The following is a 12,313-nucleotide window of genomic DNA, read 5'->3' on the forward strand; positions in this document are numbered from 1 at the left end:
GAGACGCGGTGGATCTGAGGAGAGAGACGGCTACGGTCCGCCCGCGAAACCTTCGCGAATGATCGTCATCGTCCTCATGCCCCGCATCTCTCAACGAGCAGTTGGACGCAGCAGCCGGGAACCAGGCTCAACTGCATGAAGCCCGGGTGATCGATCCAAAATTTGGATCGATCGATACAGGCTTCGGTTTGGACCCGGGCCCGTTCCGTCCTCTAGGACAGTTCTTGAGGAACGTTTAAGAGAGGTAGCGCGCATGAGCGCAATCGTAACTACGGCAGAATTGCGCCGCTCGCGGGTGCGGCTGTTCATCGTGACCATGCTGTTCCTGGTCACCACCGTGAACTACGCCGATCGCGCCACGCTCTCGATCGCGGGCCCTGCGCTCTCCAAGGATCTGCATCTCGATCCCGTCGCGATGGGCTATGTATTCTCCGCCTTCGGCTGGTCCTATGTGATCGCGCAGGTGCCGGGCGGTTGGCTGCTCGACCGCTTCGGCTCGCGCTGGGTGTATGCGTTCAGCATCGTGATCTGGTCGATCTTCACCATGATGCAGGGCTGGATCGGCTTCTTCTCCGGCGGCGCCGCCATCGTCGCATTGTTCGCGCTGCGCTTCCTGGTCGGCCTTGCCGAGGCGCCGAGCTTCCCGGCGAATGCGCGCATCGTCGCCGCCTGGTTTCCGAGCAACGAGCGTGGCACCGCCTCGGCCTTCTTCAACTCCGGGCAATATTTCGCGACCGTGATCTTCGCGCCGCTGATGGGCTGGATCGCGCATGAGTTCGGCTGGCGCCACGTCTTCACCGTGATGGGCGCGCTCGGCATCATCATGGGCCTGGTCTGGATCAAGACCATGTATGGCCCGAAGGAGCATCCCGGCATCAACGAGGCCGAGCTCGACTACATCAAGCAGGGCGGCGCGCTGGTCGACATGGACGGCGCCAAGGATGAGACGACGGACGGCAAGGCCCAGGGCGGACCGACCTGGTCGCATATCGGACAGTTGCTCTCGAACCGCATGATGCTCGGCGTCTATATCGGCCAGTACTGCATCAACACGCTGACCTACTTCTTTCTCACCTGGTTCCCGGTCTATCTCGTCAAGGAGCGCGGCCTGTCGATCCTGCAGGCGGGCTTCGTCGCCACTCTGCCGGCGCTGTGCGGCTTCATCGGCGGCGTGCTCGGCGGCTTCATCTCGGATGCCATCCTGCGCAAGACCGGCTCGCTGACCCTCGCCCGCAAGATCCCGATCGTCGGCGGCATGCTGCTGTCGATGGCGATCATCGGCTGCAACTATGTCGACGCCCAGGCGCTGGTGGTCGGCCTGATGGCGCTCGCCTTCTTCGGCAAGGGCATCGGCGCGCTCGGCTGGGCCGTCGTCTCCGACACCTCGCCGAAGGAAGCCGGCGGCGTCTCCGGCGGCCTGTTCAACACCTTCGGCAATCTGTCCAGCATCACCACCCCCATCGTGATCGGCTACATCCTCTCCGCCACCGGCTCCTTCAATGGCGCCCTGGTGTTCGTCGGCCTCAACGCTTTGGTCGCCGCATTCGCCTATCTCTTCATCGTCGGCCGCATCCAGCGCGTCGAGCTCCGAGCCTCCTGAGCACCACGCCTCGCTTCGCGTGGTCTCAAACTCGAACGGCGGCCTCAGGCCGCCGTTTTTTTTTGCGTTGTATGAGAACCCGCCAAGTTGCCGCGAAGACGGTGCGCTCCCCTCCCCCTTGCGGGGAGGGGTCGGGGGTGGGGGTCCGCGAGTCACGCTTCGCGCGATGCGCACTATCTCACCGAGCATCTCGAGTGAGTGCTTGAAGACATTTCGTTCAGCGCATCTCACCGAATTCAGCGCCCGGAGCCCCCCACCCCCGACCCCTCCCCGCAAGGGGGAGGGGAGCCGACCGCCGCCGGGGGCTCCCTTCTGCGAAATAAAATCTTCTTGCTATTTTTCAGAATTCATGATTATGCTCCCCGCATCCCGCCTCACTGCAGTAGGGGCGTAGCGCGCGATCGTCACGACACGCGAGGCGGCGATGCGCCGATCCGGGACCCATACGCCGCAGCAGGCGTGAGGCGCCAGCTGATCATAACCAGCCTGCCTCAAGCCGCTCCCTGTAGTTATGCGTCCCGGCGCCGCGTGCGCAATTGCGCACCAGGCCGGGACGACGCCGGTGAGTGTCGATGCGTGTGGGCCCATCCGACAGCCTCGATCGCGCTGCCGTAGGGTGGGCAAAGACGCGCACGCGGCAAGGCCGCGGGCGCGGCGTGCCCACCATCGGCATCAGATGGGGAGCGCGGTGGGCACGGCGCGCGCACCCCTTTTTACGCTCGGCAGCGGTCGTGCCGCGCCTTTGCCCACCCTACGGCAGCGCGTTCCCCTCGTCCGCAATCAATGCTACCAACGCGGCAATGCCCGCCCCATCCATTCCCCGGAAGCATCGATGTTCGATCTCAACCAGCTGCGCTGCTTCGTCACCGTGGCCGAGGAGCTGCATTTCGGCCGCGCCGCCGTCCGGCTGAACATGACGCAGCCGCCGCTGTCGCGGCAGATCCAGGTGCTGGAGCACATCATCGATGCCGCGCTGCTCGAGCGCACCAGCCGCTCGGTGAAGCTGACGCCGGCGGGACGCAGCTTCCTGCCCGAGGCGCGGCGCATCCTGAAGATGGCGGAAAGCGCGGCGCAGGTGGCGCAGCGCATCGCCAGCGGCAAGAGCGGCTCGCTCAAGATCGGCTTCACTGCGGCCGCCGCCTATGGCTTCCTGCCCGAGCTGGTCGCCGCCTGCCGCACCGAATTGCCGGAGGCCGACCTGTCGCTGAAGGAGATGGTCTCGGGCGACCAGATCGAGGCGCTGGCCTCCGGCCAGATCGATGCCGGCCTGCTGCGGCCGCCGATCGCACGCCCCGAATTCGCCACCCGCCGCGTCGTCGCCGAGCCGCTCTGCGCCGCCCTGCCGCGAAGGCATCGCCTCGCCTCAGCAGAGAGCGTGTCGATCCGCGATTTCGACGGCCAGCCCTTCATCATGTATTCGCAGACCGAGGCGCGCTACTTCCACGATCTCCTGGTGTCGCAATTCATGCGCGCCGAGGTGCTGCCGCGCTATGTCCAGCATCTCAGCCAGATCCACTCGATCCTCGCGATGGTCCGCGCCGGGCTGGGGCTCGCCATCGTGCCGGAGGCGGCGGCGAACCTGAAGATCGCCGACGTCCGGCTGCGGCCGCTGAAGCTGCGCAATCCCATGCCGGCCGAGCTGTTCCTGGTCTGGCGGCGCGACCATGACAATCCGCTGCTGCCGGCGCTGATCGATCTCGCGGGCCGTCTGGCGGCCCTGCAGCAGCCGGAGGATTGATGCCGGCACGGCATCAATCAATACCGTGATTGGCTTGGACCAGCATCGAACTTGGTCCTACGAAACCCGCGATGAGGACGCGCGCTGGTGGAGCCCGCCGTGCCGTTCCCCGGAACATTCGTGAAGGACCCGCGCGATGAGCAAGATGACACCTCAGGAAATGGCTGCGAAGATCGGCAGCGGCCTGCTCTCCTTCCCCGTGACGCCGTTCAAGGCCGACTACTCCTTCGACGAGGCCACCTATCGCGCCAACATGGACTGGCTGTGCGGCTATGAGGTCGCCGGCCTGTTCGCCGCCGGCGGCACCGGCGAGTTCTTCTCGCTCACAGCAGCCGAGGTGCCAGAGGTCGTCAAGGTCGCCGTCGACGAGACGCGCGGCCGCGTGCCGGTGCTGGCCGGCACCGGCTACGGCACCGCGATCGCCCGCGAGATCGCGGTATCAGCCGAGAAGGCCGGCGCCGACGGCCTGCTGCTGCTGCCGCCCTATCTGATGCATGCCGAGCAGGAGGGTCTCGCGGCCCATGTCGAGGCGATCTGCAAGTCGGTGAAAATCGGTGTCATCGTCTACAATCGCGACAACGCGATCCTGCAGCCGGACACCTTGGCCCGGCTGTGCGAGCGCTGCCCGAACCTGGTCGGCTACAAGGACGGCATCGGCGACATCGAGCTGATGACCCGCGTCTACAGCAAGATGGGCGACCGCCTGACCTATATCGGCGGCCTGCCGACCGCGGAGACCTTCGCCCTGCCCTATCTCGACATGGGCGTGACGACCTACTCCTCGGCGGTGTTCAACTTCGTGCCGGAGTTTGCCACCAACTTCTATGCCGCAGTGCGCAAGCGCGATCACGCCGCGATCCATGCCGGATTGAAGGATTTCATTTTGCCGCTGATCGCGATACGCAACCGCAAGAAGGGCTATGCGGTCTCGATCATCAAGGCCGGCATGAAGGTCATCGGCCGCGATTCCGGCCCGGTCCGCCTGCCGCTGACGGATCTGACCGAAGCCGAGATGGCCGAGCTGACGGCGCTGGTGAAGGCGCTGCCGGGCGCCGTCTCGGCGCAGCAGGCGGCGGAGTAAACACTAAGGCTGTCGCCGTAGTGGCAGCCTTTCTCCTCATCCTGAGGAGCTTGCGCAAGCAAGCGTCTCGAAGGATGAGGCCACAGCTGGGGCCTCGTGGTTCGAGACGGCGCTCCGCGCCTCCTCACCATGAGGATCTGGCACCCAAGGGGGTCCTGCACACCGACCATGAACACGCCATTCGGCGTGTTCATGGAGAGGGGAAGCAAGAACGAGATACGAAGGAGGAGCATCATGAGTCACGCAGCCACCAGCACAGGAATCTCCGGCGCGCCGGTTGTCACCGGCATGGAGGTCATTCCGGTCGCGGGCCGTGACAGCATGCTGCTCAATCTCTCGGGCGCGCATGGGCCGTTCTTCACCCGCAACCTCGTCATCCTCACTGACAATTCCGGCCACACCGGCGTCGGCGAAGTGCCCGGTGGCGAGAAGATCCGGCAGACGCTGGAGGATGCGAAGAGCCTGATCGTGGGCCAGAGCATCGGCGCCTGCAACACCATCCTCGCGACGATGCGCACCGCGTTCGCGGACCGTGATGCCGGCGGCCGCGGCAAGCAGACGTTCGATCTGCGCGTGATGATCCACGCGGTCACGGCCGTCGAGTCCGCGCTGCTCGATTTGCTCGGCCAGCATCTCGGCCTGCCTGTGGCAGCGCTGCTCGGCGAGGGCCAGCAGCGCAAATCCGTCGAGGCGCTCGGCTATCTCTTCTTCGTCGGCGACCGCAGGAAGACCGACCTGCCCTACGCGTCAGGCGAAGGCGAGCGTGAGGGCTGGTACACCTTGCGCCATCAGGAAGCGATGACGCCCGAGGCCGTGGTGCGGCTGGCCGAGGCCACCCACGACGCCTACGGCTTCGCCGACTTCAAGCTGAAGGGCGGCGTGCTCAAGGGCGAGGCCGAGATCGAGGCGGTCACCGCGATCGCAAAACGCTTTCCGCAGGCGCGCGTGACGCTCGACCCGAACGGCGCCTGGTCGCTGGACGAGGCGATCCGTCTCTGCAAGGACATGCACGGCATCCTCGCCTATGCCGAGGATCCCTGCGGCGCCGAAGCCGGCTTTTCGGGGCGCGAGATCATGGCGGAATTCCGCCGCGCCACGGGCTTGCCGACCGCCACCAACATGATCGCCACCGACTGGCGGCAGCTCAGCCATGCGTTGCGGCTCGGCGCGGTCGACATTCCCCTCGCCGATCCCCATTTCTGGACCATGCAGGGCTCGGTGCGAGTCGCCCAGACCTGCAAGGACAACGGCCTCACCTGGGGCTCACACTCCAACAACCATTTCGACATTTCGCTGGCGATGTTCACCCATGTTGCGGCCGCCGCACCCGGCAAGGTGACCGCGATCGACACCCACTGGATCTGGCAGGATGGCCAGGCGCTGACCAAACAGCCGCTGCAGATCAAGGGCGGCCGCATCGCGGTGCCCGAGCAACCCGGGCTCGGCATCGAAGTTGACCGCGGCGCCATCGAAAAGGCTCATGAACTTTACAAGAGCCACGGGCTCGGCGCACGAGACGACGCCGTCGCGATGCAGTATCTGATCCCCGGCTGGACCTTCGACGACAAGCGGCCCTGCCTCGTGCGGTGACGGACCTGATCGGCTAGATTGTGCCAGCACAGTCGCGCAAGCCTGGAGAGTTTTGAAATGAACGCGATCCTCAAGAATTTCATTGCCGGCGAGTGGGTCGACGGCAGCGGGGTCACCCGCAACATCAACCCGTCCAACACCAACGACATCGTCGGCGAATACGCCAAGGCCGACAAGGCGCAGACCGAGAAGGCCATCGCCGCCGCCAAGGCCGCCTTCCCGGCCTGGTCGCGCTCGACGCCGCAGGAGCGCTATGATGCGCTGAACAAGATCTCGGCGGAGATCCTGTCGCGCAAGGAAGAGCTCGGCCGCCTGCTCGCCCGCGAGGAAGGCAAGACCCTGCCGGAGGGCATCGGCGAGGTCGCGCGTGCCGGCCAGATTTTTGCGTTCTTCGCCGGCGAGGCCCTGCGCCTGACCGGCGAAAAGGGCGCCTCGGTCCGTCCGGGCCTCGATGTCGAGATCACCCGCGAGGCGGTCGGCGTCGTCGGCATGATCACGCCCTGGAATTTCCCGATCGCCATTCCCGCCTGGAAGATCGCGCCCGCGCTCTGCTACGGCAACACCGTGGTGTTCAAGCCGGCTGAGCTCGTGCCCGGCTCGGCGCATGCTTTGAGCGAGATCATCGCGCGCTCCGGCATTCCGGCCGGCGTGTTCAACCTCGTCGTCGGCTCCGGCTCGGTGGTCGGCCAGACCCTGCTCGAACATCCGGACGTCGCGGCGATCTCGTTCACCGGCTCGGTCGGCACGGGCCGCAAAATCGCGCAGGCCTGCGTGCTGTCCAACCCGATGAAGAAGTTCCAGTTGGAGATGGGCGGCAAGAACCCGCTGGTCGTGCTCGATGACGCCGACGTCAAGGTCGCGGTCGAAGCCGCCGCCAACGGCGCCTATTTCTCGACCGGCCAGCGCTGCACGGCGTCCTCGCGCCTGATCGTCACCGAGGGCATCCACGACAAGTTCGTCGAGGCGCTGACCGAGCGCTTGAAGGGCCTCGTCGTCGACGACGCCGTCAAGCAGGGTACGCATATCGGCCCGGTCGTCGACGGCAACCAGCTCGAGCAGGACCAGCGCTATCTCAAGATCGGCCAGGACGAAGGCGCCAAGCTGGCCTGGGGCGGCGAGCTGCTCAACCGCGAGTCCCCCGGCTTCTACATGCAGCCGGCGCTGTTCACCGAAGCCAACAACAACATGCGCATCGCGCGTGAGGAGATTTTTGGCCCGGTGGCCTGCGTCATCCGCGCCAAGAACTACGACGAGGCGCTGGCGATCTCCAACGACACCGAGTTCGGCCTCGCCGCCGGCGTCTGCACCACCAGCCTGAAATACGCCTCGCACTTCAAGCGCAACAGCGAGGCCGGCATGGTGATGGTCAATCTGCCGACCGCCGGCGTCGACTACCACGTCCCGTTCGGCGGCCGGAAGGGCTCGAGCTACGGCGCCCGCGAGCAGGGCTCCTACGCGCGTGAGTTCTATACGACGGTCAAGACGGCCTACACCTTCCCGGTGTGAGCCTGACGGTCGTGACCTAACAGCCGGGCCGCATCCGCGGTCCACTCCCTCTCCCCGTTCTTCACGGGGAGAGGGTCGGGGTGAGGGGCAGCCACACGGACAGTCTCCGCGGCGAGCCCCCCTCACCCGGATTGCATCTGACGATGCAATCCGACCTCTCCCTCCGGGAGAGGTGAAGAGAGACCTGTAGGGTGGGCAAAGGCGCGAAGCGCCATGCCCACCGACAGCCGAGCGAGACGAAAGACGGTGGGCACGCTTCGCTTTGCCCACCCTACGAGGTGAGGGAACGGAGCCAGCATGAACCAGCAGGTCGTGAATCAGGAGCCGCGGATCATCAAGCTCAACGCGCGCGACAATGTCGCGATCGTGGTGAACGATTTCGGCCTGCCCGCCGGCACCAGGCTCCCTGACGGACTGACACTGAAGACCTTCGTCCCGCAGGGCCACAAGACCGCGCTGGTCGACATCGCCGAGGGCGCACCGATCGTGCGCTACGGCGAGATCATCGGGTATGCCAAGTCGCTGATCGCGGCCGGCGAGTGGGTGGACGAGGCCCGCATCGACATGCCCGAGGCCCCTGCTCTCGATCAGCTCGAAATCTCCACCGCCGTCCCCGCGCCGCTGCCGCCGCTCGACGGCTACACCTTCGAGGGCTATCGCAACGCCGACGGCTCGGTCGGCACCCGCAACGTGCTGGGCATCTCGACCTCGGTCCAGTGTGTGAAGGGGACGCTCGAATTCGCGATCAAGCGGATCAAGAGCGAGCTCTTGCCGAAGTACCCCAACGTCGACGACGTCGTCGCACTGACCCACGCCTATGGCTGCGGCGTCGCGATCACGGCGCCCGATGCGGTGGTGCCGATCCGCACCTTGCAGAACCTCGCACTCAACCCGAATTTCGGCGGCGAGATCCTGGTCGTCGGCCTCGGCTGCGAGAAGCTCGCGCCGGAGCGGCTGCTGCCGGAAGGCACGGAAGATTCCATCGTCCGCATGCAGGACGAGGCGTTCGACGGCTTCGGCGCCATCGTTGACGCCATCATGACCCAGGCCGACCGCCGCCTCGCCGAGCTCAACAAGCGCACGCGCCAGACCTGCCCGGCCTCCGACCTCGTGATCGGCCTGCAATGCGGCGGCAGCGACGCGTTCTCCGGCGTCACCGCCAATCCGGCGGTCGGCTTCGCTGCCGATCTCTTGGTGCGCGCCGGCGCCACCGTGATGTTCTCGGAAGTCACTGAAGTCCGCGACGCCATCCAGCTTTTGACTCGCCGCGCGATTAACGAGGAGGTCGGCCGCGCGCTGATCCGCGAGATGGATTGGTATGACGCCTATCTGAAGCGCGGCGGCGCCGATCGCAGCGCCAACACCACGCCCGGCAACAAGAAGGGCGGCCTTGCCAACATCGTCGAGAAGTCGCTGGGCTCGATCGTGAAGTCCGGCTCCGGGCCGATCCATGGCGTGCTGGCGCCGGGCGAGAAGGCCAAGCAGAAGGGCATGCTGTTCGCCGCAACGCCGGCCTCCGACTTCATCTGCGGCACCTTGCAGCTTGCCTCCGGCATGACCTTGCAGGTGTTCACCACCGGCCGCGGCACGCCCTACGGCCTCGCGGCCGCGCCCGTCATCAAGGTCGCCACCCGCACCGAGCTAGCGCGGCGCTGGAAGGACCTGATCGACTTCGACGCCGGCCGCATCGCCACCGGCGAGATGACGATCGAGGAGACCGGCTGGGAGCTGTTCAAGCTGATCCTCGACGTCGCGAGCGGCCGTACCAAGCCGTGGTCGGACCGGTGGGGCATTCACAACGACCTGACGCTGTTCAATCCCGCGCCGGTGACTTGAGGAGGAGCTCGCTCACGCTGCCATGTTCGTTGATTCACTCAGACCTCTCCGCGTCATTGCGAGCGAAGCGACGAAATCCAGAGTCCCGCCCACCATCCTGGATTGCTTCGCTTCGCTCGCAATGACGGGTATGCTGAAGCCGGGAGCCTAGATAACCAAGGGCGGGGAGGAAGAGCCAAATGTCCAGCGTCAGCCGCTTTGCCGCGATCGCCGCAGCAGCCCTCCTCCTCTCCATCAGTCCGTCCCGCGCCGAAGACGCCATCCCCGGCGTCCCTCGCGAACTGCTCGAGGATATCGCGACCGGCAGCCGCGTGCTCGCGGATCTCGGCGTGGTCGATGCCTTCGGCCATGTCAGCGCGCGTCACCCGACGAATCCGAAGCACTTCCTGATGGCGCGCTCGATCGCGCCGGCGCAGGTCACGGCCGCCGACATCATGGAGTTCGACGAGAACGGCGAGCCGGTCGATGCGAGGAACCGCGCCGTCTTCCTCGAGCGCTTCATCCATGCCGAGGTCTACAAGGCCCGTCCCGACGTCAACGCCGTCGTGCACACGCATTCGCCCGGCGTCGTGCCGTTCAGCGTCAGCCGCACGCCGTTGAGACCGCTGTATCACAACGCCGCCTTCCTCGGCGAAGGCGCTGTGGTCTGGGACATCGCCAAGGAGTTCGGCGCCACCGACATGCTGGTGCGCAACAACGCGATCGGCAAGTCGCTCGCATCAGCGCTCGGCGACAAATCCGTGGTGCTGATGCGCGGCCATGGCGACGTGACGGTCGGTCCGGCAGTGCAGGCCGCGGTGTTCCGCGCCTACTACACCGACGTCAATGCGCGGTTGCAGGCCCAGGCCATGGGCCTTGGCTCTGAGGTCACCTATCTCAGCGCCGAGGAGGCCGCCAAGGCCGACGGCGTCAACATGGTGATCATGGACCGCGCCTGGGCGCTGTGGAGGCAGAAGGTGCAAGGACAGCTCGGCAAATAGAGGGTGTGCCGACCGCAGCAGCAAGACCTGATTTTGCCGCAAAGTTGACACATGATTTAACTGAGTCGCCACCTGTTTGATCATCATTTATCGGGCCGATCGCTGCGGATGTCCTTGTCATTGTCCCGTCTCGCCGCTATCGCGCTCGGCTTCAGCCTGAGCACGTCCTGCTTGGCGCAGGAGCCGCTGGCCAGCGCGCCTGAGGAGCGGCCGGACATCGATCTCTACGCGCTGATGTCCGGCACCTGCCGCACGGCGAAGGTCGACGGCCGCGAATTTCCCTGCAAGACCGTGGCGTTCTTCCACAGCGAGAAGGGCCGCGCACATTTCACCGTCGCCCTCGATGATCCCAACGACGAGAGCCACATCATCGCGTTCTCCGGCATCAACGGCCGCCGATCGATCCAGAACGTCTACGAGCTGCCGATCGACCGCATGCTGCTGAACTCGAAGCATCGTCCGAAGGTCGACGGCATTCCTGTGCCTGCTGCGCAGAGCTCGTCGGGCCTGTGCCGCCAAGTCGGCAATTTCGCCCTGCTGAAGGTGACGAGCGTCACCTGCTCCGCCAAGGACGAGGCCGGCCGCGCCTACGAGCTGCAATTCGTCTCGGATGGCACACCGATCACCCTGCGCCGGGTGCGACAGACTATGACCAACGCCGAGCACAACCCCTACCAATAATCAGCGCTCTGCTCGCGCCGCCCCGCGCTCCAGATGCAGAAAAACATTCGATCCCGTTGAACGTGTGCCGGTCCGAGCCGACCTATCGGCAAAGGGGAGGACCGCCATGCCGATCGAACCGACCGACCTCGATGCCGCGAATGCCCAGCATGAGGACGGCGTCACGCTGTCTTTGTCCGGCGGCGGCTACCGCGCCATGGTGTTTCACATCGGCGCGCTGCTCCGCCTGAACCAGGTCGGGCTGCTCAGCCGCCTCAAGCGGATTTCCAGCGTGTCCGGCGGCTCGATCACGTCGGCCTATCTCGGTCTGCGCTGGAAGGATCTGCAGTTCGACGGTGCCGGCAAGGCGCAGAACTTCGACATCGTCGTCAACGGCCTGCGCAAGATGGCAGACACATCCGTGGACATCGGCGCCGTGATTGGCGGCATTTTCTTGCCGGGCACCATCAGCGACCGCGTCGCGGAGGCCTATGACGACGTTCTGTTCAATGGCAAGAAGCTCGCGGACCTGCCGGACGACAGCGGCGGCACGGCGCCGCGCTTCGTCATCAATGCCACCAACGTCCAGTCGGCCGTGCTATGGCGGTTCTCGCGCCGCTTCATGGGCGATTATCGTGTCGGACTGGTCGATGCCCCCGACGTGTCGCTGGCAACGGCCGTCGCCGCGTCGTCGGCCTTTCCTCCGATCCTCTCGCCGCTCACCCTGCCGATCCACCAGCCTGTCCGGCAGGTCGATGGCGCCGACCTCTGCCGCCCGCCTTTTACGACCAGCGCGGTGCTCAGCGACGGCGGCGTCTACGACAATCTGGGCCTGGAGACCGTCAAGCGCTTTTCGACACAGTTGGTCAGCGATGCCGGCCAGAAGATCGAGGCCGAGGAGGATCCGCATCACGACTGGGCACGCCACTCGCTGCGCGTTCTCGACGTCATCGATAACCAGGTGCGGAGCCTGCGCAAGCGCCAGCTCATCGATGCCTATGAGCGAGGCGATCACACCGGCACCTATTGGGGCATCCGCACCAACTTCGCCGACTACAAGCTGACGGCAGATCCGCTCGACTGCCTGCACAGGAAATCGGCCCCGCTGGCCGCGATCCCGACCCGGCTGCAGAAGATGCCGCACGACGTCCAGAACCGGCTGATGAACTGGGGTTACGCCATCTGTGACGCGGCGCTGCGGGCGCATATCGACGCAAGCCTGCAGCAGAAGCTCGGCATCCAGATCACCCCGCCGACCGACTTCCCATTTCCCGGAGGCTATTAGCTAGATCGATCACGAGGCTGCGGAAGAAGGGGGGAAC

General features: G+C 65.7%; 9 protein-coding genes. All 9 read left to right on the plus strand.

Annotation, left to right across the window (positions count from 1 at the left end):
• Positions 1 to 253 precede the first annotated feature (253 nt).
• The 9 genes from ACVILH_RS01245 (at position 254) to ACVILH_RS01285 (ending at position 12,276) form a co-directional block, all read left to right on the plus strand.
• On the plus strand, positions 254 to 1,600 hold the full coding sequence (locus ACVILH_RS01245; RefSeq protein WP_456711255.1) for an MFS transporter: 1,347 nt from the start codon (positions 254 to 256) through the stop codon (positions 1,598 to 1,600).
• An 832-nt stretch (positions 1,601 to 2,432) separates the two neighbouring features.
• Entirely contained in the window at positions 2,433 to 3,338 is a 906-nt protein-coding gene (locus ACVILH_RS01250) for a LysR substrate-binding domain-containing protein (RefSeq protein ID WP_456711256.1), read from the plus strand.
• Between the two features lie 136 nt (positions 3,339 to 3,474).
• Positions 3,475 to 4,419: a 5-dehydro-4-deoxyglucarate dehydratase gene (kdgD, locus tag ACVILH_RS01255; protein WP_456711257.1), complete on the plus strand. Its 945-nt coding sequence runs from the start codon at positions 3,475 to 3,477 to the stop codon at positions 4,417 to 4,419.
• A gap of 234 nt (positions 4,420 to 4,653) precedes the next feature.
• A complete protein-coding gene (gudD, locus tag ACVILH_RS01260; RefSeq protein ID WP_456711258.1) occupies positions 4,654 to 6,009 on the plus strand; it encodes a glucarate dehydratase in 1,356 nt (451 codons plus the stop codon).
• Positions 6,010 to 6,066: 57 nt separating this feature from the next.
• On the plus strand, positions 6,067 to 7,515 hold the full coding sequence (locus ACVILH_RS01265; RefSeq protein ID WP_456711259.1) for an aldehyde dehydrogenase family protein: 1,449 nt from the start codon (positions 6,067 to 6,069) through the stop codon (positions 7,513 to 7,515).
• Between the two features lie 297 nt (positions 7,516 to 7,812).
• Positions 7,813 to 9,351: a galactarate dehydratase gene (garD, locus tag ACVILH_RS01270; protein ID WP_456711260.1), complete on the plus strand. Its 1,539-nt coding sequence runs from the start codon at positions 7,813 to 7,815 to the stop codon at positions 9,349 to 9,351.
• Between the two features lie 179 nt (positions 9,352 to 9,530).
• Positions 9,531 to 10,331, plus strand: coding sequence for a class II aldolase/adducin family protein (locus ACVILH_RS01275; protein ID WP_456711261.1), 801 nt, complete (start codon positions 9,531 to 9,533; stop codon positions 10,329 to 10,331).
• A gap of 108 nt (positions 10,332 to 10,439) precedes the next feature.
• Complete coding sequence (locus ACVILH_RS01280) at positions 10,440 to 11,012, plus strand: hypothetical protein (RefSeq protein WP_456711262.1); 573 nt, start codon at positions 10,440 to 10,442, stop codon at positions 11,010 to 11,012.
• Between the two features lie 106 nt (positions 11,013 to 11,118).
• Positions 11,119 to 12,276, plus strand: coding sequence for a patatin-like phospholipase family protein (locus tag ACVILH_RS01285; RefSeq protein ID WP_456711263.1), 1,158 nt, complete (start codon positions 11,119 to 11,121; stop codon positions 12,274 to 12,276).
• Positions 12,277 to 12,313: the final 37 nt, after the last annotated feature.

The organism is Bradyrhizobium sp. USDA 4353, from assembly GCF_054063215.1.

Excerpts from the sequence above, each read along its gene's own strand:
- ACVILH_RS01245 (WP_456711255.1), top strand. The coding sequence starts at position 254 with ATGAGCGCAATCGTAACTACGGCAGAATTGCGCCGCTCGCGGGTGCGG.
- ACVILH_RS01250 (WP_456711256.1), top strand. The coding sequence starts at position 2,433 with ATGTTCGATCTCAACCAGCTGCGCTGCTTCGTCACCGTGGCCGAGGAG.
- kdgD (WP_456711257.1), top strand. The coding sequence starts at position 3,475 with ATGAGCAAGATGACACCTCAGGAAATGGCTGCGAAGATCGGCAGCGGC.
- gudD (WP_456711258.1), top strand. The coding sequence starts at position 4,654 with ATGAGTCACGCAGCCACCAGCACAGGAATCTCCGGCGCGCCGGTTGTC.
- ACVILH_RS01265 (WP_456711259.1), top strand. The coding sequence starts at position 6,067 with ATGAACGCGATCCTCAAGAATTTCATTGCCGGCGAGTGGGTCGACGGC.
- garD (WP_456711260.1), top strand. The coding sequence starts at position 7,813 with ATGAACCAGCAGGTCGTGAATCAGGAGCCGCGGATCATCAAGCTCAAC.
- ACVILH_RS01275 (WP_456711261.1), top strand. The coding sequence starts at position 9,531 with ATGTCCAGCGTCAGCCGCTTTGCCGCGATCGCCGCAGCAGCCCTCCTC.
- ACVILH_RS01280 (WP_456711262.1), top strand. The coding sequence starts at position 10,440 with ATGTCCTTGTCATTGTCCCGTCTCGCCGCTATCGCGCTCGGCTTCAGC.
- ACVILH_RS01285 (WP_456711263.1), top strand. The coding sequence starts at position 11,119 with ATGCCGATCGAACCGACCGACCTCGATGCCGCGAATGCCCAGCATGAG.